Annotated in this window: 20 protein-coding genes; 17 read left to right on the forward strand and 3 right to left on the reverse strand. The window is 54.9% G+C overall.

What is annotated here, in order from left to right:
• Window positions 1-21 precede the first annotated feature (21 nt).
• The 16 genes from L8H52_RS17035 (at window position 22) to L8H52_RS17110 (ending at window position 20,290) form a co-directional block, all read left to right on the forward strand.
• Window positions 22-2,058, forward strand: a complete 2,037-nt coding sequence (locus tag L8H52_RS17035) for a type VI secretion system tip protein VgrG (protein WP_242207848.1) — start codon at window positions 22-24, stop codon at window positions 2,056-2,058.
• A 38-nt stretch (window positions 2,059-2,096) separates the two neighbouring features.
• Window positions 2,097-3,098, forward strand: coding sequence for a sel1 repeat family protein (locus L8H52_RS17040; RefSeq protein ID WP_242207847.1), 1,002 nt, complete (start codon window positions 2,097-2,099; stop codon window positions 3,096-3,098).
• The gene (locus L8H52_RS17045; protein WP_242207846.1) at window positions 3,098-6,244 is read left to right on the forward strand and encodes a hypothetical protein; all 3,147 of its coding nucleotides are present in this window, start codon (window positions 3,098-3,100) and stop codon (window positions 6,242-6,244) included. The genes L8H52_RS17040 and L8H52_RS17045 overlap by 1 nt, the downstream gene beginning before the upstream one ends.
• Window positions 6,241-7,341 carry a tetratricopeptide repeat protein gene (locus L8H52_RS17050; RefSeq protein ID WP_242207845.1) on the forward strand — a complete coding sequence of 367 codons (1,101 nt, stop codon included), beginning with the start codon at window positions 6,241-6,243 and terminating at the stop codon, window positions 7,339-7,341. The genes L8H52_RS17045 and L8H52_RS17050 overlap by 4 nt, the downstream gene beginning before the upstream one ends.
• Before the next feature lie 133 nt (window positions 7,342-7,474).
• The gene (locus tag L8H52_RS17055; protein ID WP_242207844.1) at window positions 7,475-8,062 is read left to right on the forward strand and encodes a hypothetical protein; all 588 of its coding nucleotides are present in this window, start codon (window positions 7,475-7,477) and stop codon (window positions 8,060-8,062) included.
• 307 nt (window positions 8,063-8,369) lie between these two features.
• Window positions 8,370-9,299 (forward strand): hypothetical protein, encoded by a 930-nt coding sequence (locus L8H52_RS17060; RefSeq protein WP_242207843.1) that lies wholly within the window; start codon window positions 8,370-8,372, stop codon window positions 9,297-9,299.
• Window positions 9,300-9,336: 37 nt separating this feature from the next.
• Window positions 9,337-9,786: a hypothetical protein gene (locus L8H52_RS17065; RefSeq protein ID WP_242207842.1), complete on the forward strand. Its 450-nt coding sequence runs from the start codon at window positions 9,337-9,339 to the stop codon at window positions 9,784-9,786.
• A gap of 32 nt (window positions 9,787-9,818) precedes the next feature.
• Window positions 9,819-11,186: a lysozyme inhibitor LprI family protein gene (locus L8H52_RS17070; RefSeq protein WP_242207841.1), complete on the forward strand. Its 1,368-nt coding sequence runs from the start codon at window positions 9,819-9,821 to the stop codon at window positions 11,184-11,186.
• A 138-nt stretch (window positions 11,187-11,324) separates the two neighbouring features.
• Window positions 11,325-12,719, forward strand: a complete 1,395-nt coding sequence (locus tag L8H52_RS17075) for a TIGR01777 family oxidoreductase (protein ID WP_242207840.1) — start codon at window positions 11,325-11,327, stop codon at window positions 12,717-12,719.
• A gap of 9 nt (window positions 12,720-12,728) precedes the next feature.
• Window positions 12,729-15,179 carry an alpha/beta hydrolase gene (locus tag L8H52_RS17080; RefSeq protein ID WP_242207839.1) on the forward strand — a complete coding sequence of 817 codons (2,451 nt, stop codon included), beginning with the start codon at window positions 12,729-12,731 and terminating at the stop codon, window positions 15,177-15,179.
• Window positions 15,176-15,904, forward strand: coding sequence for a hypothetical protein (locus tag L8H52_RS17085; RefSeq protein WP_242207838.1), 729 nt, complete (start codon window positions 15,176-15,178; stop codon window positions 15,902-15,904). Before L8H52_RS17080 ends, L8H52_RS17085 begins: the two co-directional genes overlap by 4 nt.
• 88 nt (window positions 15,905-15,992) lie before the next feature.
• Window positions 15,993-16,448 carry a hypothetical protein gene (locus L8H52_RS17090; protein WP_242207966.1) on the forward strand — a complete coding sequence of 152 codons (456 nt, stop codon included), beginning with the start codon at window positions 15,993-15,995 and terminating at the stop codon, window positions 16,446-16,448.
• Between the two features lie 4 nt (window positions 16,449-16,452).
• Window positions 16,453-17,316: a tetratricopeptide repeat protein gene (locus tag L8H52_RS17095; RefSeq protein ID WP_242207837.1), complete on the forward strand. Its 864-nt coding sequence runs from the start codon at window positions 16,453-16,455 to the stop codon at window positions 17,314-17,316.
• A gap of 56 nt (window positions 17,317-17,372) precedes the next feature.
• Window positions 17,373-18,074: a lysozyme inhibitor LprI family protein gene (locus L8H52_RS17100; RefSeq protein ID WP_347340751.1), complete on the forward strand. Its 702-nt coding sequence runs from the start codon at window positions 17,373-17,375 to the stop codon at window positions 18,072-18,074.
• A 71-nt stretch (window positions 18,075-18,145) separates the two neighbouring features.
• On the forward strand, window positions 18,146-19,117 hold the full coding sequence (locus tag L8H52_RS17105) for a hypothetical protein (protein ID WP_242207835.1): 972 nt from the start codon (window positions 18,146-18,148) through the stop codon (window positions 19,115-19,117).
• Window positions 19,118-19,270: 153 nt separating this feature from the next.
• Window positions 19,271-20,290, forward strand: a complete 1,020-nt coding sequence (locus tag L8H52_RS17110) for a hypothetical protein (RefSeq protein ID WP_242207834.1) — start codon at window positions 19,271-19,273, stop codon at window positions 20,288-20,290.
• A 62-nt stretch (window positions 20,291-20,352) separates the two neighbouring features.
• Here L8H52_RS17110 and L8H52_RS17115 read toward each other — a convergent pair whose 3' ends face one another.
• Complete coding sequence (locus tag L8H52_RS17115; RefSeq protein ID WP_123376100.1) at window positions 20,353-20,724, reverse strand: DUF6124 family protein; 372 nt, start codon at window positions 20,722-20,724, stop codon at window positions 20,353-20,355.
• 585 nt (window positions 20,725-21,309) lie between these two features.
• Between L8H52_RS17115 and L8H52_RS17120 the strand changes: the two genes are divergently transcribed.
• The gene (locus L8H52_RS17120; protein WP_016985803.1) at window positions 21,310-21,693 is read left to right on the forward strand and encodes a helicase; all 384 of its coding nucleotides are present in this window, start codon (window positions 21,310-21,312) and stop codon (window positions 21,691-21,693) included.
• A gap of 151 nt (window positions 21,694-21,844) precedes the next feature.
• On the opposite strand, the gene L8H52_RS17125 is transcribed toward L8H52_RS17120, so the two are convergent.
• Together L8H52_RS17125 and recG are read right to left on the reverse strand one after the other, a co-directional pair.
• Entirely contained in the window at window positions 21,845-23,245 is a 1,401-nt protein-coding gene (locus L8H52_RS17125; RefSeq protein WP_064116442.1) for an aminoacyl-tRNA deacylase and HDOD domain-containing protein, read from the reverse strand.
• A gap of 79 nt (window positions 23,246-23,324) precedes the next feature.
• A complete protein-coding gene (gene recG / locus L8H52_RS17130) occupies window positions 23,325-25,400 on the reverse strand; it encodes an ATP-dependent DNA helicase RecG (RefSeq protein WP_016985805.1) in 2,076 nt (691 codons plus the stop codon).
• Window positions 25,401-25,405: the final 5 nt, after the last annotated feature.

The following is a 25,405-nucleotide window of genomic DNA, read 5'->3' on the forward strand; positions in this document are numbered from 1 at the left end:
CATTCGAACAGGGAGCACTTTATGTTCAACCCAGCTAACGAAACCCACTTCAGCCTCAAGGTCGAAGACTACGTCGGCGACCTGCAAGTGCTGTCGTTCACCGGCACCGAAGGCATCAGCCAGCCGTTTCGCTTCGACTTGGAATTGGTCAGCGAAAACCCTGATCTGGACCTCGAACAACTGCTGCACAAGCAGGCGTTTCTCGCATTCGATCCACAAGGCTCGGGCATCCACGGGCAGATCTACCGCGTCGCCCAAGGCGATGCCGGCAAGCGCCTGACCCGCTACAAAGTGTCGATGGTGCCGCAACTGCAATACCTGCATCACCGAACCAACCAGCGCATCTACCAGCAGATGTCGGCGCCGAAAATCATCGCGCTGATCCTCGAAGAGCACGGCATCAAGGGCAACGCCTACAGCTTCCAGCTCAGCCAGCCGTGCCCAGATCGCGACTACTGCGTGCAGTACGACGAAACCGACCTGCACTTCGTCCAGCGCCTGTGCGAAGAGGAAGGCATTCACTACCACTTCCAGCACAGCGACAAAGGCCACCTGCTGGTGTTCGGCGACGACCAGACCGTGTTCCCCGACCTCGGCCAGCCGACCGCGTACGTGCAGGGCAGCGGCATGGTCGCCGAAGAACCGGTGATCAAAGGCTTCAAGCTGCGCCTGGAAACCCGCACCAGCCGCACCACGCGCCGCGACTACGACTTCGAAAAACCGCGCCTGCAAATGGAAGCGGCCTACAAACCGGACGGCGAGAGCACCGAGCCAGATCTCGAAGACTACGACTACCCCGGCCGCTTCATCGACCGCGCCCGTGGCAAGTTCCTCAGCCAACGCGCCCTCGAACGCCATCGCGCCGACTACCGTCAAGCCGAAGGCCGTGGCGACCAGACCAAACTGGTCAGCGGCCACTTCATGGCCATGTCCGACCACCCCCGCAGCGAGTGGAACGACCTGTGGCTGCTCACCGAAATCTTCCACGAAGGCAAACAGCCGCAAGTCCTCGAAGAAGGCGTGACCAGCGACACCACCGACAACAAGGACGACTTCCACCAGGGCTACCGCAACACCTTCCTCGCCACCCCGTGGGACGTGTTCTACCGCCCAGCCCTCGAACACCCGAAACCGCGCGTCCTCGGCAGCCAAACCGCCATGGTCACCGGCCCCAAAGGCGAAGAAATCCACTGCGACCAATACGGCCGCATCAAAGTCCAGTTTCACTGGGACCGCGAAGGCCTCGCCGACGACAAAACCAGCTGCTGGCTGCGCGTCTCCAGCTCCTGGGCCGGCGACCGCTACGGCGCCATCAGCATCCCGCGCATCGGCATGGAAGTCCTCGTCACCTTCCTCGAAGGCGACCCCGACCAACCGCTGGTGACCGGCTGCCTGTACCACAAGGAAAACCCGGTGCCGTACGCCCTGCCGGCGAACAAGACTCGCAGTGTGTTCAAAACACTCAGCTCGCCGGGGGGCGGTGGGTACAACGAACTGCGCATCGAAGACAAGAAAGGTGCGGAGCAGATCTACATTCATGCGCAGCGTGACTGGGATGAAAACGTCGAGCATGACCAGAAGATTCGGGTCGGCAATGAACGTCACGACACGGTGGTTAAGAACACCTACACCGAGCTGAAGGCTGAAGAACACCGCACCACTATCAGCGACCGCAAGATTGAAGCGAAGCTGGATGATCACCTGACGGTGGGGCAGAACCAGCATGTGAAACTGGGGACTGCGCAACTGACCAGTGTGGGGAAAGAGATTCACCTCAAGGCTGGGGACAAGATTGTTATTGAGGCGGGGACGGAGCTGACCATTCTTGGGGGTGGGAGCTTTATCAAGCTGGATGGCGGTGGGGTGACGGTGGTTGGGCCGGTGATCAAGATCAATGCGGGTGGTTCGGCTGGTTCCGGCACGGGGATCGGGATTAAACCGCCGGTGCTGCCGGGGGCGGCGGATAAGGATAAGGCGGGGAGTTTGATGGATCAGGCGTTGGGGAATGCGGTGCCTGAGAAGGTTAAACCGAAGGCTTTTTTTGTGTTTTCCGAATGATGAGTGTCGTGATGACAACAAACAGGTACGTAAGGCAGATGAAGTGGTTTTCGATTGTTTTGTTGTGCTGGGGCATGACTTCGGGGGCCTTTGCCTCTTCGTCCAGCACCGCCCAATGCCCAAGCGGCAATTTTGCTGATTTCGTAAAAGTTTTTGCATCTGAGCCAGAGACACAGAAAGCGTTTATTGCGTCTCCTGTGAAGCATGTTCACGTGATAGCTGATGGGAAAATACCGAAGGTTGTCGAACGGAGCTTGGGCTCGATTTCCGCCGATGAGTTGAAGGTGCTGCTTCCGGAAAATGCTGCCAAATTGGGTCTCACTATTGAAACCAAGGTGCCTGACAGGGTGGTCGTCCGAGATGAGGCGGGCCATTTTTTGAAGATTTTTCTTTTCAAACACAGTGATTGCTGGGCTCTGAATCGAGTGGAGAACTGGGCAATCGATGCGGTCATGGAAGAGATCACTCAGTCTGAGAAACTAACGCCAGGTGAGCTAGAACTCAAAAAAGGCGTCATATTTGACAGACTGGTCAATAAGGCGTCTCCAGCATCAGGTATCTCTTTATACGCTGCGGCATTGGATAGCTATTTAGATGGTGCCCAGAAGGGTTCGGCGCAAGCAGCATTTGCTGCTGCGGGAATCAGTCTTTCTGGGCAAGCGCCACGCTTGGAGAATTTCAGAATCCTGGCGTTATTGATTCAAGCTTCAGAACAAGTTCCGGATGCCGGCTTGACTCTCGCAGATTTTTATTGCGATGAGGGTGAGTACGACGAAAATCACGGTTGTATTAACCCCAAAGAATCAATAGCGACATTGGAGCGTGCCGCCCGCCTAGGTTCGACTAACGCACTGATTCGATTAGGTGAAGTGTACGAAGCGGGAGCCCTCGTAGCTGCTGACTTGCCTCGCGCGATGGCGTGTTACCGGAAGATCCAGAAAACCGATCCTAACACGGCTACCGCGTTGGTTGAGCGCTTGGCAGCCCGAGGCGTCGTCAGCGATAACTCTATTCAATGTTTTGAAGCAGGAAGCTTTTGATGAGCACAGGACTACTTGAGCAAAGGCAGCAATATCGCACTGGTTATGAGTATGGCCCTTTCAAGGGCGAGACTGACCATGATAACAATGGCAAGAAGGAAATTGACTGCTCCGGGCTTCTGTATCGAATGCTTAAGGATGCTGGATATACGATCCCTTACCTCACAACATCAGGGTTAAATACCGACACTACTTATTTTGATGTGATCCCACTCGCGGAAGTACAGCCTGGCGATATTGCGCTGTGGATAAACTTTCATGGGCACACTGGGGTCATCGAAGACATCTCCGGATCGCCTGTTCGAGATCGGGGGAATTTCTTCGGTTCACAGTCTTCAAACGGACCGAAATCTGCCAAATATGGGGTGGGCAGTGGTTACTGGCCAATGCCTGAAAAGTTTTTACGCCCGAGGCCCCAATTCAGAGGCGCACAACCAGCACCCGCACCTAATCCTGCGCCGGCCCCTGCACCGGCAGGCCCAGCTCCGCTGATGAGCTTCCAATATCCATTCCGTAAACCAGATGGCAAGCAGTTCACTGGGGCTGACGAAGTATATAAGGTACTAGAGAGCGAAGTATCTGGTCATTATTTGTTAGGTAGTAACAAATTCTGGCATGGCGGACTACATGTTAGCAATGCAAGCGCTCCCCAATGTGTATTGGATGAACCATTACGGTGTATGGCTGATGGTGAAGTCGTTGCTTATCGCCTAAATAAAGAATATCTAGAATCATCATTTGATGCAGGTGGGAGTTCAAAAAAATTAAAGTATTCGAATTCTTTCTGTCTGGTCCGGCACGAGTATAAGTCTGCACCTAATCCAGAAGAAGGGGCGAATAAGGGGAAGCAAAATAAGCTGACATTCTATAGCCTATATATGCATTTGCTACCGTTTGATCGTTATCCTATACCTCCTGAGGAAGCGCCTAAGCCGAAAGTGACAATGCAGGTCAATGATTTTAAAGCATATGACGAATTGCCAGTGTCATCTAGTATTGTGTCTGTGGGTAAGTTAAATAAAGACTCGAAACTTGAAATCTTAGATCAAAGTCCGGTCGCGGGTACAGACCGAATTTATGCTAAAGGTAAAATCATATCTGGAAGTGTGCAGCTAAACTCACAAAAGACACGAGAAGTAGGGAGTGAAGTCTGGTTTGCGTACTTAAAGGCCGGCGAACCCTATAAAAACAACGCCGGTGATAGAGTTTGGTTGGAAGAAAAGGTACCAGAGCGAGAGCGGCCAACCTATTGGCAGGGCAAGGTTCATGGGACAGTAGTTAATAAGCTTCCCCTTTTCGATGCACCGTCAGATCCTACTAATGGCAAGCCGGCGGGTGCTTCGCTCGGTGCCTTGCAGTTGATGATGAACAGCGTCGTAGCTTTTGATAGTCAAAAAGTTTTGAATTTAGTTGTCGGGCCATCCCTGCAGCGTATGGCCGAATGCACGATGGTGAGTGGTGGTCCGGTCGCCACAGGAAATGTGCCACCGACATTCTGGGCGTGTGTTGAAAATACTTCGGAAAATAATGTTCTAAAATGGAGTGTAGCTGAACCGGCATCTGTTGACACTGTTTTGAACATAGGAGTTGGAATTAAGGCGGGAGATCCTGTCGGTTACCTTGGGCAAATGGAGAATGTCACTGAAGCTGGGGAGGTTAGTAGTAAGTTCCAAGCCCATATAGAAATTTTTACCGCTGATACAGGTATAGAAGACTTTTTGAATAATACTGCTGCCTTAAAAGTTGGCAGACAGTATTTGTATTTAGCCAAAAATTCTCTGGTTAAGTTAAAGGCCCCAGCCACTGGGGAAGTTTCTCTGAAAGAACTGCATGCTGTAGAGTTAAGCAAAGCGCCGATTTATAAAGATACACAAGAGTGGTATGAGATCAATGTAATAGACGAAGGGCAAAACGTGGCCGGTTTAGTACGTAAGGCTGGCGCCACCTTAATATCGCAGCATGATTGGGCGAAGCTGGGCTTTCAGATAGTGGAGGAGTCAAACGCTGCTGCTGATGGATTTCTCGATCCAAACGATATGCCCGTTTTCTTCAAAAGATTGTTTGAAAAAATCGATAAAGATAATAATAAAGAGATAGACGCATCAGAGTTGGCCGACGCGTTGAAGGATACTGACACACGCTCTCAATGGTCAAAGCTTGTCGCCAAGCATCCAACGGAATGGAAAGATAGAGCTAATCAACCAAAATGGGCTCGGTTGGATGATATTTTAGAGCATTCGCCAAAATTAAAGGCTCATGAAAAAGAGAGGATAGATAAATTTATCTTCTGGGATGAGCTATCTGGAAAAGCGTCAGTTGAATCCAGTCTAGTTTGGCACTTTCATCCGATAGAGTTCATAGCTGGGTTTACTTCATCGGCCGCGGAACTGATCTCTTTCGATCAAATGAAGAAAATGTTCCCAGACTCTACCGATCAAAAGCGTGAGGAGGTAAGGGGGTTATTTAATAAGTATGCTGATCGATTTGAAATTAATACCGCGCCGAAAATGGCTCAGTTTTTTGCTCAAGTGAAGACCGAGGTTGGTAGCGCCTTGGTAGGTAAGGTAGAAGATCTTTGGTATTCAGCTGAAGCTCTCAGGTCTAAGTTTGGAAGGTATTTCAACACATATCCTGCGGAAGCTGAACTGTATGGATATAAACGCATTACAATGGCGCAGTATAATGCACTAAGCCCTGCGGCAAAGAGCGCCTATACGATTCGTAAAAATAAAGCATATTCTCAATTCCCAAATGAAGACGAGATCGCGAAGCGTATTTATTGCTGCAACTCAGTTCAAGGTGGATTTGTATTGACTGCGGGTGGCTGTGAAGAAGGTAAGAAGTATAAAGGCAAAGGTTTTATTCAGCTGACGTGGAAATCAAACTATCAGGCGGTAGAGGACCGCTTAAAGCAAAAAATACCTGAGGAAACCATTGAAATGGTTTCCAATCCAGACCAGTTGCTGGATACAAAAATAGGATTATTATCGGCTATGGGGTTTTGGGATGTAAATAATATAAATAATCTAGTCGCGCCAAATACGGACTCTACTAATAAAATTACAGAGGTAGTTAATAAGCATACTGATAGTTATGCGGAGCGCAGGACTAATTTTACAGCGATTTATCAGGAGCTTAATAAATGATTATTTTAAAAAAATTTTGGTGTCTACAGATTTTTTTATTTATTTTTTTTGCTGGCCAGTCTTCACTTGGTACTGCAAACGATAGTCTTCCTCCTGCAGAAATGGTGAAGAAACAGTTTGATGTTGGTTTGGTTCCTGGATTAAAGTCTCCAAGACTCCTGGTCGTAAAAAATGACGATGCTGCACTTCCCGACAAACTAGTCTTGGTTGCTGAGGTGTCTGGGAAAGACTCGGTTATATTGAGCGCAAAATCGGCATTGGCGAAAATTAATAATGTGTATTCGCCTAAAAGTTATGACGGCTTCAATGTTTCTGTTGTTAAAGGCGTCGATAAAACTATAGGTGTTGTGGATTATCAAGGGGAAATATACACGTTCAATTCAGACGCTCACGTTGTGGGAGATGTTTTGAATTTGATTACAAAAAAAGAAGACCAAACGTCGCAGAATTTTAATGTTCAATTTGAATATGATGCTACTCGCAAAAGTGTGGCAGTTAGCCGGATTGTCTATACGGTTAATAATGAATCGTGCGATAGATCTCTTAAGAGTGCTTATATTTTACCTCTGAATGTTTTGATTTCTAAATCACTTGAAGATTTCGACGGTGCGACTGCATTTGAATATCTTCAAAAGTTAAATTTGGACATTCAGGCGGGGCGGGTGAAAGGTGAAAAACTCATGTCATCCTTTGTTGTCTCGACGGCAGACCAAGCACTCGTTGCATACAAAAATAATGATAAAAATAAGCTCATAGAATCTATGGGTTATCTTGTTGCCGATGGGGGCAGTAGTGAGTCGTGTGCACCTGAAAGCTACATAGCTGAAGCGTATTTCTATCCTGACAAGGTGGGTTGGTCCAATGATCTCGGATTTTTGTTTGCTGAGGCAGGATATTATTCAGAATCGGTTGAACTACTAAGAAAGGTGATTTCTGAAAAACCAGAGAGAACTGTCGCTTACTTGAATATAGCTGATGCATATTGGGGGTTGAGCCAAAAAGATTTGGCTGCAGAGAACTATAAAAAATATATCTCTATGATGCAGCAGTCGGGAAAAGCCATGAAAATTCCTAAGAGAGTTTTAGAGCGATCGTAATAAAAGGGACGGATTTATTTTTTAGTCCGTCCCGCGAGCAGCTCTTAGGGTGAAATGAGGACAGATCACGGTTTTAGTATTTGCCACGAAAAACGTGGTCTGTTCCATTTTTTCCTAAAAAGGATATATAAAGTTGAAAAAATATTTAACTCTATTTAAGCGGCATTTTATTCCGTATGTAGTTTTTGGTTTCGTAGCGTCCAATGTGTTTGCGGACGCCGCACCCACAATAGGTGAATTCCATCCTACGGTGGTAGCCTCTTTGGGCGAAGAAAAGATCGCTGTATTTTTTTTGAAAAATAGTCTGAAGGCGATAGCTAAAGAAGAGCATGTTGCCGATGCTGAGATATATTACTCATCATTGAGCTCCGGTAAACCCTCTCTAAACTATGTTTGGAAGGTCGAGGGAGATCAGATCGATTCTGTATTTTTCTACGAGTGGAAGTCCCCTGCGAGAGCCGGAAAGTCTATGTTTGTGTTGATAAAAAGAAAATTGTCGAACTCGGCATTTGACGGTTTTGCTTATTCGGTAATGGAGTTCCCAATAAGGAGAGATGGTGGAAGTGTATCCTTGCTTCATTTTAGTGGCGATTTGCCTGACCCAGCTCTAGATAATTGTATGGAGGGGGCAGATCTGGTTACGGGAAATAAAGTGGTCTGTGCTTATAAAGATGCGGCGAGCATTAAAAATTACTTTAGCTTGCAGGATAAAAAACATTAAAAGTTGTGTGCGCGGCAAAAGAGAAAACGGGGCTGTTCATTTTTAGCTGAATCCGTCCCGTGTATCTTCTTGCGGTTTTACTTCCTGCTTCACCGCCATCTAGTCTTCCAGATGATCCAGCGCATACGTCACCACATTGGCAATTTAAGTCAGGTGGTAAAGGGAGCTGGTAAAGGGGGCGGATTTATTTATCCGTTTGCTTTATCGTTGAGCCCAAATAAATCTGTCCCCTTTGTTGTCCATTTTTATTTTCAGCGGCTAAACAATACGCCGAAGCACGCATAGTTGCACTTGAGGGGACCTTAGAATGAGGGTGGTAGCTTTTTTAGTTTTAGCGCTCCTGGCGTCAGTGGTCAATGCGAGCTCTAGCTGCGAGGCTGACCTGAATGGGGATGGAATCTGCGATCCGTATGGTGTTAGACCACTTGAGGATGACGGCACAGTTTCGCGAATCACTATCGATATAGGCGGAAGCGACAAGTCAGTTTCGGGGGATTTTGAACTTGGAGATGGTGGGCTGTCAGTAGGTTATCTACCAGGTGAATTCTCGTTGTTGCTGGATTTTTATACTCGTAATACTGATCTTACGCAGTATGGTTTTAAATGGAATTCTGCGCGGAAAGACTGGGTTCTCTATAAAAAATCTACTTGGGCGGAACCTGGTAGAGATGAAAAATATACCTTGGGTGGTGAGAGGTTACCAGTCGAAGCACTATTTCCGCAGAAGTTCAATATTCAGCGTGTGGCGTGTTGCACCCTGTTTTCTCAGTTCTCCGAAAATGGGCCAGATTTTAGCTATTTGAGTAATGAGGATCAGCTTGCAGAAATCAGGAAAGACTTCAAATATATTCTTGGTAAGCTTCCTCAGGGCGAAAAAGGAGAATTATTTTATGGGCTCGATGATAGCGGGAACAAGGTAAGGAAGAGTATTCCTCAAGAGCTGGTGTATGAGCTAACTTTGATAATTTCCAATGATAATGTCGGGCCTCTAAATGACTATGCTTATTATTTGTACCGTAGCAAAAACAATGTTTTAGCTGCTTTGCTTTTGAGGGGGATTCATAAAAAGTTTCCGGAGAGAGTCGTTGCGATATTGAATTTGGCAGATGCTTATTGGGATATCGGAATGAAGTCCAACGCATGTCCGCTTTATAAGGAATACATCGCTAAAATGACAGAGAGCGGAAAGGGTGAACGTATTCCACAGTCAGCGGAATCTCGAGAAAACTGCAATTGAGACGAGCCGCGTTTCACGGGGATGAGTAAGCGAGCACATGCAATTCAAAACTCTAGCGGTATCACTGCTCGGCCTGATGTGGACGATCCCGGCGTTAGCCGAAACCACCACGTTCAGCCCAACCAAAGGCGTCGAAGCGACGCTGGTTCTCGAAGGCCCCAAGCTGAACGTCGCGGTTAAAAGCGAAACGCACAGCGAGTCGCGAACAATCGATTTTGAAGCCGAGAATGAACTCCACATGCAGTTCGACGATTTCAATTTCGACGGCGACAAGGATTTCGCGATCTGGCAGCTCGATGACGGCATGGGCACTTATGACTACTACCGAGTGTTCATTTATCAAGCCAAAACCGGCGTGTTCGAAGAGTTGCAGCCGGACTGCGGCGATGGCTTCGTTAACCTGCGCGTCGACAAAAAGCGTAAAGCGTTGCTCAGCACTTACTGGGGCATGAACGGACCAGATCAATGCATCACCCGATTCACTTAACGCAAAACCTGAATGACTCAAGGATGAACACCGTGAAACGTTTTGTTTTTACCCTGCTAGCCGCGCTACTACTGCCAGTTTCAGCGGCCTATGCGCAGGACGATTGCAGCCATGTCACCTCAAGCCTGGAAATGGTGCCCTGCTCGGAGGCGGCGAAGAAGGCTGCTGATGCGCAGTTGAATGTCAGCTACAAGCAGTTGATGACGCGACTTGAGTCTGATTATCGAGCAAATCCGGCGTTGGGTGCGGAGTACGCGGCGAAGGTTAAAGAGTCGCAGCGTGCGTGGCTGAAATTGCGCGATGCGAACTGCCCCTTGGAGGCGTTCGAGATCGAGGCGGGGATGCCGGCGCATGTGTTCGCCGTTAACTCGTGCATCGCCAGAATGAGTCGCGAGCGCTCGGCGTATCTGGACAAGATTGTCCCTGCGCTTGCATCCGATAAGAGCGCTTCGACGGCTCCCACCAGCGACGCTTGCCCCTCGGAGGAGTTCGCGCCTTTCCTGACTGCGTTTTCCGCCAACAGCGAATCACAGCGCCGTCTCACGGCGATGACGGTCAAGTCGCTGGTGTTGAAACCGGTAGCAGGAAAGGATCGAAGTACCTTTGAGCCTTCGACCTCCGGTGTTAGTGGAACAACGTTCACCTATCCGCTGATGGCTGCAATCACACCCGGCAAGACACCTGGGGTCGAGATCGAAGAGGTCGATGACAGTCACGTCAACGTTGTGGATAAACGGGCGGGTAACAGCAATGTGAAAATCTTCAACTTCTCTCGTCAGGCGTGCTGGGTGCTTGAGGGGATTGAGGATTGGTCGATCAGTGAGAAGGATCTTGTCGCAACAGAGAACCCGGGAATGAGCCGCGCCGAGAACTTCTGTTATCAGCGTGCCGAAGCGCTAGGTGGGCTGGGGTTTCTTGAACAATACCCGCTGACGGTGGAGTTGATTGAAGCGTCGCTGGAAAATTTTGTGTGTGCTGCAGAGTCGGGTGACGCACAGGCGAGCCTGTCGGCGGCAAGCCTAAGCCTTTCGCAAATGGCGTCTCAGTTGGAAACGAGCAAGGTAGAGGCGTTGTTCAAAGCGGCCTCGAAAATACCGAGTGGCGCGTTGGCCTATGCCACGTTTCTTTGTTCAGGAAACTCGACCGACTATAACGGCCCTTGCCTCCATCCCGAGCAGGCAAAAGAGCAGGTTATTCGTGCTATTTCCATGGGCTCCGCTGATGCGATGAATTATCTGGCCTCGACCTTTGAAGGTGGCGAGTTTGGAACGAAGGATATGTCCCGGGCGTTAGCCTGTTATCAGATGGCGGCTGACAAAGGTAATCAGTTGGGCATCTTCAACGTGGGGCGATTGGGATCGCAGGGCGCTGGACCTATCAAGGCCAGTCACTGCATCTGAAATGCCAGGTCATGGCTGATGCGTTTTCGCAGTCGTTGGGTCTGAATCCGTCCGGTAAAACGTTTAGTTTTTGAGCATCTGACGACTGCGATTTTCCTTTAAACTCCCCACCCCCAAGGAATGCGCTCAGGACACGGAATGCCAGCCCCCTCGATCTCCCTTCGCCCAGCGTTAGTGCTCTGGCTATACGCCGCCGCAATCGTGCACATTCTCGCCGGTCTCACCCTGACTTGGGCTGGTCATTCCGGATTACTCGACGGCTATCTGCACGTTCTCGAACTGTCGTTCTGGGGCACCGACGCAGTACCCACCGCCGGCCACGAACAACAAGTCTGGTGGCTCGCGCTGTTCGGCGCGACGCTGCAAAGTTATTCGTTGTATATGCTCGCGCTGGTGCACTTGGGCAATCGCTTGAAAGCCCCGGCATTCTGGGGCTGGTTGAGCGCCGGCATCCTGTTATGGGCGCCGCAGGACATGTGGCTCTCGGCGCAACAACAGGTCTGGTCGCACCTGTGGCTCGACGGTTTTGCGTTGCTAGTGTTGTTGCCGCCGCTGTTCTGGTTGTATCGGCATGACCGCCGAAAGGCTTCTTCGGTAAAGGCGCCGAGCCAATCCAACCCGTTTGCCAACAGCGCTTTCAAACGCGTGCTGATCACCGGCGGCACCGGGTTCATCGGTGAAGCCTTGGTCAATCAATTACTCGACGCCGGCCATTCAGCCAGCGTACTGACGCGCGATCCGTTGAGCGCGGCCAATCTATTCAACGGCCGCATCCGCTGTGTGCATTCGCTCAGTGAACTCAGCCATGACGAAGCCTTCGACGTAGTGATCAATCTCGCCGGCGCCCCAGTCGCCGGCCCACGCTGGACTCCCAAGCGTCAGGCGCAACTGCTCGCCAGCCGAGTCGGCACCACCGAAGCGTTGATGACCTGGCTGAAGAACACCCAGCACAAACCAGCGCTATGGATTCAAGCATCGGCCATCGGTTTCTACGGCGTGCGCGATGCCAGCGAAAGCCTCGACGAACACGCCAGCAAGGGCGAGGGTTTCATGGCCGAACTCTGTGCACGTTGGGAAGCCGCCGCGCAACCGGCCACTGAGTTTGACGTGCGTCAGGTGGTGCTGCGTCTCGGCGTGGTGTTCGGCCCCGGCGGTGCGTTGACGCCGTTGCTGCTGCCGTTCCGCCTGGGCTTCGGCGGGCGCATGGGCGACGGTCGGCAGATCATGAGCTGGGTGCATCGCGACGATGTGCTTCAGGTGATCGCGCGGGCTTTCAACGACGACACTCTGCGTGGCACCTACAACATGGTCGCGCCCGAAACGGTCAGTCAGGCCGCGTTCGCCGAGCAGGCTGGCAAGGTCCTCAAGCGTCCGGTGTGGTTGCACATTCCCGCCGCGCCAGTGCGTGCATTGGCGGGGGAGATGGCGCAGTTGTTCTTCGACGGTCAGCGCGTGGTGCCGCAGCGTTTGACCGAGGCTGGCTACACATTCCGTTATCCAACCCTCGACGCCGCTCTGCGCGATCTGACCTGAGGATCGTCCATGAGCAAGCCCTTGATGTACCTGCTGGCCGGCAATGGCAGCGCTGCCGATTGGTGGGACGACGCACTGCCACACTTCCAGCGCTACGACGTGGTGCCGCTGGAGTTGCCGGGCTTCGGCGCCAATCCGCAGCCACCCTGTGTGGATCTAGCGGACTACGCGCAGACCTTGCTGGCGATGACGGAGCAGGGCAGCGCGATCATGGCGGTCGGGGTCAATGCCTTGCTTGTATTGCATGCGTTGCAACGTCGGCCCGGGCACTTTTCGCGCAGCGTTTTGTTGGCGCCGGTCGGTGCGTTTTTGTGGCAGCGGCGGTTGCCGGCACTGATGTCGCCACTGCCGATCCGCAAGACCATTCACTGGCTGCTGTCGAACAAACCCACGCTGTTCGCGCGCAAGTTTTCCAACCAGATCTGGACGCCCGCGCAGTACCAGCGCATGGGCGCCGGTTATGCGCGCTGCCGTGCGTTTGTGCCGCACTGGGATCTGATTCGCGCCGACACTGCGCTGCCGCTGCTGGAGTGGATCACCGATCCGGTCGAGCTGGTTTGGGGCGATCAGGACGCTGTGCTCGGAATCGAGCAAGCGGCGGCGTGGTCGGCGATTCTTGCGCGCGCTGATCTGACCATCAGCCTCAAATCTGGTTGGGGTCATTACCCGTGGATCGACTCGCCCGCCGAATTCGCGCAGTGGCTGGAGTCGGGCGAGCGCGGGTTTGTCGCGCACACCAAGGGTGGGCGTTTGCGCCTGGCTGAACTGGCCCGGCAAGCGGTCCCGGCAGCGCTTACGCTCAACGATTGCAGCGATCCGCGCCTGCCGGCATTTCTCGCCGCCCAACCTGATGTGACCTGGGCGGTGCGCTCCTCCAGTTATGGCGAAGATCAGGCCGACTCCGCGAATGCCGGTTTGAGCACCACCTATCTGCGCGAGCCGACCGCCAACGTGCCAACACGCATCGCCGAACTGACGGCCGAAGGCGTCGAGGAAGTTGTGGTGCAACGCTTCATCATCCCGGTCGTTTCCGGGATCGCTTTTGTGCGCCATCTCTCGGTAGAGCTGGAGTGGGTTGAAGGCCATCTCGAATCGCTGGCCGACGGTCACGTCAGCCCTTCGCGAGCAACGCTTTCGCGGGTTGGCGATGCGTGGCGAAGCGGCACGTTCACGCCATCCCATGGCTTGACCGAAGACCTGCTCTGGCGCTTTCTGCAAGACGTACTGCGCGTGTTCCACTACGTGCCCGGCGACGTCGAATGGGCCTGGGACGGCTCACAACTGTGGCTGCTGCAATACCGGCCGATCAGCGATTACGGCTGGCGCCGCCACCTGACCGCCGCCAATATCGCCGAGATCCTGCCGCCGCAACCGAGCGTGTTGGTGGAATACGCCCAACGCCGAGCCGCCGCGAGTATTCCGGCGATCATGGCGCGTTGGGATGCGCGGGTGTTGCAGGACAACGAGCCGTTCACCGCCGTGTTCGGCGGCGCGTCCTATATCAACAATGATCTGTTTCTCGCCCGGCTGGCCGACTGGGGCATTAGCGCCGCTAACTACGCCGGTGAAGTCGGCGGTGCGACGCCGCATCTGCCGTGGCAACCGCTGAAGATGCTGCGTTCGTTTCCGCTGTTTTTGCGTATGCAACGCAAGGCTCGCGGCCATTTGCTGAGCCTTGAAAATGGCTTGCAGCGCTTCGATCAGGAACTGGCCGAACTCGTCGCCCAGAGTGCCGATGGCCAACAACTCGCGGACTGGTTCACCCGGTTTTACGTGTTCGTGGTGCAAGGCAATCTTTGCATCGCTACAGCGCTGGCCAGCAGTGGCGGCGACTGGCTCGGACGCCCGCCGACCGCTTACGACAATCTGGAAAACAGTCCGCATCGATTACCGTGGGAAACCGATCCAGCCACACCTCGACCCGCGTCGAGCGAACTGCCGCTACAGCCATTCCCGCAATGGCCAGGTCTGATCCGCCTCGCCCATTCGAGCGGCCTGCCGGGCTTGCGCGGCTACTACCTGCAAGTACGCGAGTGGTATCGCGACAACCTCATGCGCATCTTCTTTCGTCTGCATCACGCCATGCCGCTGGTGGATCGCGAGCACTGGTTTGCACCGCACCCCGATGTGCGCACCCGCGATGGCAGCTTTTGGCAGGACGGTCGCGAAGGTGCGGAGCAGGCCACCGGGTTCATGATTTATCCGGGGCAGGTGCAGGGCATCCTCGGCGCCGACATCTTGCTCGAAGAAACACTCGATCCGGGGCGGCACGCGCATTACCAAACCGCGCGGGCGGTGATTGCGCGGATGGGTGGACGCTTGTCGCATGGCTCGACGTTGCTGCGGGAGCTGCGCAAGCCATCGGCGGTGATGCCGCAGGTGGATCCGGCGTGGGTGGGGTGTGAGGTGTTGTATCGGGATGGTGAGTTGGAATTGATCAATTCGAAGGATGTGACGTGAAACTACGATGCCTCCGCGAATTGATCATTGGTCTGGTCGTGCTTTTACAGATGGGTTATGTGACCGCCGCAGCTGCTGTGTTGGTCGGTAACGAACCCGGTCAGTCGCCGGTTGCCCAAGGCCCGACCGAGACAGTTGTCGACATGGGGGCGTGTCGGTTTTCCATGCCGTTGCTGCAGGACCAATGGTTGAAGTTCGACGATTTCTATTCGGTATTTATCGCAGCCAAACAACTGCCCAAATCGTCAAGCGCCCCCAGCTTGTGGCAAGCGCAGACGTCGAGTGGTGCCGACTGGCACTTCGAGAAACACGGTGACCTGAGCCAGCCGTGGTTTGGTTTGATGTGTGAAAACTCGGAGTACTTTTCGCTTCTCACCGACTGGAAACCTCCGGAAGACGATGCGTTTGCGGTGCAAATCCTGCGTGACGACAACGACCGCAGGTGTCCGGCGACCCTTACCGATCAGGGCTGGGTGCCCAATTCGCTGGCCGGTCGTGCGAACACCTACACCTTCGAACAATGGGGTGGGGAGAATTCTTCGGGGTTCATCTTCGGTTTCCACGACAAATCACGACGGCACATTACCCGCATCGCTTTTTGCCTGCTGAGGGGCCAAGACGTGCTGATCGGCTCGGCGGAATCGGGTTCATCCGCCCCGCTGGCGATCAGCAACGAAGGGTTCGAGCAAATCAGGAAAGCGGTGCGCGGCATTGCCTTCGAATGAACATCCCCAAAATGCATTACGTCGACGGAGCTACAGCGTGAAAGGATTTTCGGTTCTTCTCGGCAGCTTGATATTGGCTGCCGCGTCCATGGCATTCGCTGCCGATCCAACCTTCAAGGATTTCAGCGTCGCGCGAGTTTTCAACGGCCCCAACCATAAGCTGGTGCCGCAAGAAAACAGCAGTCCAATGATGGATCAGGCACGGGCACAAGCCCTGAAAGGCAAGGTCAACTTCGCCGGCCATTACATCCTGCACAGGCTCGGCTGTGGCGGTAGCGCCATTTGCGGCGAAGTGCTGGATGCTCAGACTGGGGAAGTCGTTGGCGGTCTGCCGAATGCTTACGACGGCAGCACGTTCGGCATGGTTTACCAGCCCGACAGCCGCTTGATCATCGTCTCCGGCGTCACGCTCGACGGCGAAGAAGATGCGCAGGGGAACGCGTTGGAAAGCGGTAACCGGGATCGTTACTACGAGTTTGTGAACAACGAATTCCGGCTGCTGAGCATGACCGACGTTGAATCGTCGCCGATGGATGAGGAGTGAGTGGATGAACCGTCTTCTCGCGGGCAGCCTTAAGCGGATGATGATTGTCATGAGCCTGTTAGCTTCAGCCGATGCCTTGTCTGAAAATATTCAGATTGTGGGGGGTGGCGGGCACTTAGTGACGCTGAAGGACAAGACATGGGGCAGGCCTGCTCCGGAGGCGGCGGTTGCCTCGTTTACCGCCAATGGAAAAACGTTTCCCCTCTATGTACCCGCGGTGGGTACTGAAACGCATGAGGCTTGGTTAAGTCCCGACAAGAAAACATTGCTCCTCCTTCAGACTCTGTATGGCGTTGTCATTGGCCAGGAGGGTGAAGAAATCCCGACAGAGGAAACTGGTTGCGGGGTCATTTCGATGGAGACCGGTTGCGTGCTCAGTCAGCCTGTAGCCAGGTTTTGCTACGGCAAGTGGGAGGGCAATCGGTGGACTTCCGGGGAAGAGGATGCGCCTGACCTCGTCATGCAGACGCCGTCTCCAAAGGACTTATTGAAGCAGGTCTCAAATATTGAGATGCCACAATCTCGCGTGGAAGAACTCGCATTCAATCTTCGCACTATAAGTCCAGAGTCCTATATGGCTTGTCACCCACCGTCGCGCAATGTTCAAGCTTTCAACGACCTGGCTTTCTACTTGGCCGAGGGCGGTAGAGATGAGCTGGCGCTGAAGTTTTATCGCGGCGTTGAGGCCGTTGGTAAACGCACGGTACTGATGTTGAACATTGCCGACTCGCTCTGGCGCCTTGATCGCAAAGATGAAGCGCAGCGCTATTACAGCCAGTACCGCGACGCGATGAGCGCCGACGGCAAGACGCAGAAAATACCTCAACGTGTCGTTGAGCGATCCGCCATTCAGGGAATGAAAAATTGAACAGGTTTTTGCGTTTTATCGCGTTGTCCTTTGGATGCCTGTTTGCCTCTTTTGCGATGGCCGAAGACGACTGCAAAGAAATCACCGTGAGCGCCCAGGTCGATCGGTGTGTGGAGTTAGCCCGCAAGGAAGCCGACGCGCAACTCAATGCCAGCTACAAGAAACTGCTGGGACGGCTTGAGACTCAACAACGGCGTGACCCTGAGCAGGGCAAGGCACTGGTCGCCATGGCCAGAGAATCCCAGCGCGCCTGGATCAAGCTGCGCGACACCACATGCCCACTTGAAGCCACGGAAATCGAGCCTGGGGTGGCAGCGCATGTCACGACGATCAACAACTGCATGGCCAGAATGAGTCTGGAGCGTGCGGCTTACCTGGACACAATCGTCGCTGATGAGCCGGGTAATGTGGTCGATCTCAACAAGGTGTACCTGTCCGGCTCCCAGCGCTTCGGCGATATCGTGGCACGTTATGTCAGCACCTTTGGCAGCCCATGTCTGACAATCCAGATACTGGCGCCGAACGGCGGTTGGAGGGTGCTGTCCTCCAAGCGGTTTTGCAGTTTCGAGGGCAAGGAATTTTGGACGGACTATGCCGATGCCGGGTTTGAGGATCATGTGTTTGCCGAGGATGGGTTGTACGTGACGCTCAGTTTGACGGAGCTTCGTGGGCTCGGAGAGAAGCGCCTTGCCTGTGTGATTCCGATTCAGAGCGAGCAAATCAAAGAGCTGAAATGCGGCGCACCTGAATCATCGTGAAACCATCAGCATTAACATTCGAAGATTGATCAACAGGGAAGTGAGTGGAATTGGCCAGGCTCTTAAGTTGTATGAGTGCGCTCGGATTCGTGGTTGCCTTGTTGGCTCAGCAGGCAATAGCGAGTGACCCACAAACCATCGGTGAGCTGCATCCGCCTGTAGTTGCCTCGCTCGGTGATCAAAAAATCACCGTGTTCTTTTTGAAGAACAACCTCAAAGGTCAGGTGAGGGAAGGGCATGTTCCTTACGCCGAGATCTTCTACACCACCACGAATGCGGTGAAGCCTTCGCTGAATTATGTGTGGAAGGTCGAAGGCGAGCAGATCGCCTCGGTGTTCTTCTTTGAACGCAAATTCCCGGAGCAAGCGGGGAAGTCCATGTTTGTTCTGACAAAACAAAAAGTCTCGCACAGTCAATTCGAAGGTGATTCCTATTCGGTGCTGGAATTGCCTCTGGTAAAGGACGGCGATCAGTTGGCTTTGCGGTTTTTTAGCGGCGACCCGCCAGATCCCGAGCTTGAGAACTGCCTCGACGGTCGAAATCTGGCGGATGATGTAAAGGTCGAATGTGCTTACAAGGATGCGACCAGCATTAAAAAGCGCTTGGCAGACTTGGATGCAAAGATAATTGCGGATTCAAAACTGCATCAGGACAACGGCCAGAATTCACTCAAAGCCGAGGTTGATACGTCCAATGTTGCTTGCCCTTCGACCGACTTTGCAGCATTTCTCACAGCCTTCTCCGAGCGCGCCGATGTACAGAAATCCTTCGTCCAGCAGCCACTGAAAATGGTTACAACTGTGGCCGGCGATCCCGAACCCGAGATGGAAAAGCGCAGCCTCAGCGGCGATCAGCTCAAGTTTCCAATCATTCCGGATCAAGCAAAGCGAAAGGCCCAGGGCCTGACGTTGACCGTCAAGGAAGAGCGGGGCGACAAGGCAATTGCGATCCTGCAGAAGCCAGATACCGACTACATCTTCGAGTATCGGTTTGTCCGTGGGCAATGCTGGCAGTTGGAAGAAGTGATGGATTACTCGCTTTAAACGCAGAGAACTGGGCTGAGGAAAGAAGTCTGTTCAATCAGATCCGTAAATCATGAGCAGGGAAGCAAGTTGAAAAAATTAGGCTTGATCGCGTTATTGCTGTGTTCTTTCTCTGTGGGGGCAGGGCCGATGTTCCCGTCACTCGAGTCTTGCATGGCCGCCGACAGCGATTGTGCGCTGGCGCTGAAAGACGATTTTCTGGTGGACGCTAAGTCCGGGCAACGTCTCTCCGAAAGGCCGGTATCGGCCGGAGCGATGAGTGTTTTCTGGCTGTATCGAGATGGCGAGCGCTACATCCTGGAGGAGGAAAACTCCTCACAGGCGAAGTCGCGTCGCTGGCTGGTATTCACCTACGACAGCGGAAAAGTGGTGCTCGACGGCGCTTATGTTTTCTCGATCGACATTGATATGAACACCGGGCCCTATTGGCATGGCTACGACTGCCGAGGTGATGCCAAGCCGTTCGCCGTGCCCACGAAAGATCCGTTCAATGATGTCGCTTTGGAGGAGTTGTGCGGGGAGGCCGAAGGCTGGGTCGTCTCGGGTCGGAATACCGAGGTGCCGGTGTCTGCCAAGGGGCTGGCCGTCAGTGTTCCCGTTTACCACGCCCGCAACCGTGACGGTTCAGCGACGTACCTGTTTACTGAAAGTGATGTTCCGGAGCTTTCGAAGCTGGTGTGTTTGTCCAATTGCGCCGATGTCACTCAAATACCAGAACGCGTCTCGCAAGAAACAGCGCCTTTGAAGGGCGGGCAGGATGGAACGTTGTGTTCAGATGACGAAGACATTTACTTCAGTTGCCCGTTGGAGGGTGGTAAGACGGTTTCCGTTTGTGCACGGGGAAACAACAAGCCCACGGCCGGTTTTGTTCAGTACCGTTACGGCGTGCCGAGCAAAATAGAGATGGTCTATCCGAAGACGGCTTTGCCGCCCAAGGGCAAATTCTTTGTCGTGAACGCTTCGGAAGGCAGCGTGAACTTGAACATCATCAAGTTCAAAAACGGTGCTTATACCTACCTCGTTAATCAAGCCTTTCTGAGTTATCTGACGGTGCTCAAGGACGACAAGGCGGTGTTCCGGCAGTATTGCGGTGAGGGAGGGAATGCCTACATAAACCGGGCGGCGCTCCAGGGGTTGGAAACGCGCCCAAAAAGCGCAGAGGACTTTCGCTAGTTTTTGTTATCGAGATTTAGAAAAGGGGACTTAACGTCCCCTTTTTTCATCCACAAGTCTCGCTACGGCTTGGCCGCCACGCTTCGCACTTCAATCTGGTCGAGCGTCCCTTCCACCATCAATCTCACGCCGTCCGCCATTCTGCTCAGGGCCAGTGCCACCGAGCGGCGGGAGCCGTGGAGGTCGTCGGCGAGGTCGCAGGCGATGACGCTGATGGACAGGAGGTCTTCGGAGGCGTTGGCCATGAGGGCTTCGGCGTCGGTGCCGGGGGAGAGTTTGAAGAGGCCGTTCTCGCGCTTGGGGTGTGGATCGACGGCTGGTTTGAAATGGTGGTCGAGGGCGCGCTCGGCGGCTTCGTGGAATTTCTTTGATTCCAGGGTTTCGTAGGGCGAAACGTCTGGGTTTTCGGGGGGATTGGGTGTTGGTTTGATCATGGTGCAGCTTCCTGAAGTTATGAGGCCGACACCAATTCGCTTTGCACTTCGAATAGGTGGCAGCTGTGCGTAGGTGTGCAAGACCGGTCCAGGAACCCGGCAGACCCGAAGGTCTCCGACGCACAGCCGCCATAACGATCGGGAGCATAGGAAAACGCTCGGCGAAACGCCACTAACGATTGTGCACCTGAACCGGACTTGCACGTCCGAGTCACCGATTTTGCGGTGACACACAGAGCCTATCGATAGCCGGCCAACTCGCCTAGTTCATGGACAGCACCGTACTTTGCAGGAAATTTCCCATAGATTCGCGGGCCGGAAGATCAAAAGATCGCAGGCTTCGCCGGCTCCTACAGGGATGTGTTTCAACAGGTGTAGGAAAGGTGAGTGATGAGACGCGGAGCGTCTCGGGTTGCATTCCCACGCGGAGCGGGGGGACGGTCAGGGGGAAACGTTGAATAGTGACTTGGCGGTCATCGTGCGGGAAATGGTCTGCATCATCCTCCAACAGCGTCAGATACTGGCGTTATCGTCCGAATCCCTTACACTGCCCCGGCCGTTCATTTTCCTTTTGAGGCTGTGCGCATGAAATTTCGTTTTCTTCTGTGGATGATGGGTTTGTTGATGGGCAAGGCCAGCCGGACAAATCCTGCTTTCCAGCAGCAGTTGGGTGACAAGGATCTGGTGTTTCAGCTGCAGACGCTGGATGGGAAAGTGGCGCGGCATTTTGTGGTCAAGGATCAGCGCATCACCAGCAAGTCCGGCGTGGTGGCGGAGCCGGCGTTTGCGATTGCGTTTAAAGATGCCGGTTATGGCTTTGCCACGATGCAGGCGAAGAACAAACAGTTGGCGTTTATGCAGGGGATTCAGGACAAGTCGATCCAGCTCAAGGGCAATCCGGCGCTGGTGATGTGGTTTCAGGGGTTGATGAAGTATTTGGTGCCGAGGAAGGCTAAGCCTAAGGCTTGAGCCTTTGGTGACGCGGAGCGTCACGGGATGCATTCCCACGCGGAGCGTGGGAACGATCAGGGGTGGTCAGTTAGACCGAGTTGGATTCTTCGCGAGCAGGCTCGCTCCCACAGGGATTTTGGTGATCCTTGAGGGAGCGGGCCTGTTTTGTTTAGGCCTGGCTGAACTGCGAGGCCAGTTCGCGCAATAACACCTCGGCCTCAAGCACTTTGCTGACGACGTCATTGGCCTTGTCGCGAGTCAAACCCACGCGTTCAAGCAGCGCATCCGGAATGTCTTCATCCGGGCCGGAGCCAATCCCGCGACCGCGCAGCAAGCGCACGGCCAGGCAGACGAGGTTCGGGTATTCGGCGTAGGCGCCGTCGTAGCTTGGGTCGTGCTGGAAGCGCAGGGCGGTGGCCAGTTCGTCGGGCATGTCCCAGTAGCGCATCAGCCACGAGCCGATCTGTTCGCGGCTGATACCGAGCAGGTGTTGCTCGATGTAGCTGTGGCACAGGTGCGGGTTGACCTCCAGGTGGCGGCAGATCAGCGAGAAGTGCGGCGGGAACACGTGGGCCAGCAGCAGGTAGCCGAAGTTGTGCAGCAGGCCGGCCAAATAGGTCAGGCCAGCTTCCGGGCGCTGGGCGCGCGGCATGGCGCGGGTCAGGCCTTCGATGACGGCGGCGGTGTAGATCGATTGCTGCCAATACGGCGTGGTGTGTTGCGGGTGGTCTTTGGGCAGGCTCAGAGTCTTGCCGAGGGCCAGGCCCAGCGCCAGATTGATCACCAGATCGAAACCGAGCACACGAACGATCGCGTCTTCCACCGAACGAATCTTGCCCGGCGAGGCGTAGTACGGCGACGCCGCCCAGCTCACCACTTGCGCGGCCAGCGCCGGGTCGGTTTCAACGACGCCGGTGATGTCGTCGATGGTGGCGTTGGGGTCGACGCGCAGTTTGATGATTTTTTGCGCGGTCTCGGCCAGCGGCGGAATCTCGATGGTCGCTTCCAGACGTTGCTGAATGCGCCGCGCGGTGAACGCTTGCACGGCCTGGGTGATTTCCTCGCGGTCATCGTCCGGGCGGTCGAGGTTCGGGCGGATGCTGCTCAGGGCTTCGCCGAAGTTGGCGGCGCTGGCCTTGGTCAGCATGGTCTTGAAGTCTTCGCTGGCGATTTCCAGCAGCAGGCCCGGCTCGCCGGAGTTGATCAGCAACTTCGGTTCGCGCAGCAGGCTTTCTTCGTAGAGGCACGGCGAACTGGTCAGCGCCGGCAGGCCCGGCAGCAGGCTCAGGCTGTGCTTGCCGAGCATCTTTTCCAGGCGCTCGGTGGACACGGCAGTCAGGCGCCGGCCCGTCAGTTCGGCGAGGCGATTGAGGTCAAGCAATTGGCTCTGCGGAAACAGCACCATCAGCGCGCCGACGGCGTCGTCCAGCAACACGGCTTGTACCTTGCGCGAGGCATTGAGGCCGTGGTGGTCGAGCACTTCTTCGTAGGCGATCCCGAGTTTGCCTAGCAGCAGCCGAATGACAGACGGCGCGTGCGGGGATTCGGGGGCGAGAGCGGCTTCGGTCATGATCTGTATCCGTTTTTGAAACAATGGCAGGAGTATAACCACCTTGATCAGAACGATCTGTCAGAAACTGCGACGGTGCTCACACTTGGCCGTATTGCTGCCCGTGGCGCAGCCAGCGATCGAGTAATGGGCTGACGTGGGTTGGCCAGCGTTCCAGCAAGGCTTGCGCGGCGTCGCGGACGGCGGGCAGCAAGTCGGCGTCGCGCATCAGGTCGGCGACTTTGAATTGCAGCAGGCCGGTCTGGCGAGTGCCGAGCATTTCCCCGGGCCCGCGCAGTTCGAGGTCTTTTTCGGCGATGACGAAACCGTCGTTGGTCTCGCGCATGATGCCCAGACGCTGGCGCCCGATCTGCGACAGCGGCGGATGGTAAAGCAGCACGCAATGGCTGGCGGCGCTGCCCCGGCCAACGCGGCCGCGTAGCTGGTGCAGTTGCGCGAGGCCGAGGCGCTCGGGGTTTTCGATGATCATCAGGCTGGCGTTGGGCACGTCGACGCCCACTTCGATCACCGTGGTGGCGACCAGCAGTTGCAGATTGCCGGCCTTGAATTCGGCCATGACGGCGGCCTTCTCGACGGGTTTCATGCGCCCGTGGATCAGCCCGACTTTCAGTTCGCCGAGGGCTAGAGTGAGGTCTTCGAAGGTGGTTTCGGCGGCCTGACAGGTCAGCTCTTCGGATTCTTCAATCAGCGTGCACACCCAATAGGCCTGACGGCCTTCGGCGCAGGCACCGCGCACGCGTTCGATGACTTCGACGCGGCGGGTGTCGGTGACCAGCACGGTGTTGACCGGGGTTCGACCGGGCGGCAGTTCGTCGAGGATCGAGGTGTCGAGGTCGGCGTAGGCACTCATCGCCAGTGTTCGAGGAATCGGCGTGGCGGTCATGATCAGTTGGTGCGGGCACATGCGTCCGCCGACGCCTTTCTGCCGCAGCGCCAGACGCTGCTGCACGCCGAAGCGGTGTTGTTCGTCGATGATCACCAGCGCCAGATTCTTGAACTGCACTTCGTCCTGAAACAGCGCGTGGGTGCCGACCACCATCGGCGTGCCGCTGGCGATCTGTTCCAGTGCGGCGACACGGTTTTTGCCTTTGAGCTTGCCGGCCAGCCACGCGACTTCAATGCCCAGCGGTTCGAGCCAGCGCTTGAAGGTGATGAAGTGTTGTTCGGCAAGGATCTCGGTCGGCGCCATCAGCGCGACTTGATAGCCGGCCTCCAGCGCTTGCAACGCGGCGAGGGCGGCGACCACGGTTTTGCCGGCGCCGACGTCGCCCTGAATCAGTCGCAGCATCGGTTCGTGCTGACTGAGGTCGTAGGCGATTTCGTTGCCGACGCGCTGTTGCGCGCCGGTCGGGTTGAAGCCGAGGTTGGCCAGATATTTCGGCGGCAGCTTTTTTGCTTTCGGCATGGCTGGCGCGCGCAGCGAACGCATGCTTTCGCGCAGACGTTGCTGCGACAGTTGATGGGTCAGCAGTTCTTCGAAAGCCAGACGATGCTGCGCCCAGTGATGACCGAGGGCGAGTTCGTCGACGTCGGCATCGGCGGGCGGGTTGTGCAGGTAGCGGATCGCATCGGCCAGCGGCGCCAGTTGATAGTCGCGGGCCAGTTCGGTCGGCAGCCAGTCGGGCAAGGTATCTGGCTTGAGCATCGTCAGTGTCTGCAGACACAACTGGCGCAGACGCGCTTGGGTCAGGCCTTCGGTGAGCGGATAGACCGGGGTCAGGGTTTCATCCACTGGCGGCGGTTCGTCACCAGTAATGGCACGGTATTCCGGGTGGTAGATTTCCAGTCCTGACGCGCCGGGCCGGGCCTCGCCGTAGCAGCGAACCCGCGTGCCGCGCTTGAGGCCTTCTTTCTGCGCGTTGCTGAAATGGTAGAAGCGCAGGCTGAGACCGCCGGTGCCGTCCTGCAAGCGCACGACAAGGCTGCGGCGTCGGCCCATGACCACGTCGGCGCCGCTGACGGTGCCTTCGACCACGGCATCCTGTCCCGGTCGCAGCGCGCCGATCGGCACCACACGGGTGCGATCCTGATAGCGCAGCGGCAGGTGGAACAGCACGTCCTGCAGATTCTCCAGGCCGACCTTGGCCAGTTTCTCGGCCATGGCTTCGCCGACACCCTTGAGTGCCGTCACCGACACTTGCGACAGCTCAGTCATGACGC

Source organism: Pseudomonas sp. CROZ-RG-20F-R04-15 (assembly GCF_022662375.1).
Classification (GTDB): domain Bacteria; phylum Pseudomonadota; class Gammaproteobacteria; order Pseudomonadales; family Pseudomonadaceae; genus Aquipseudomonas.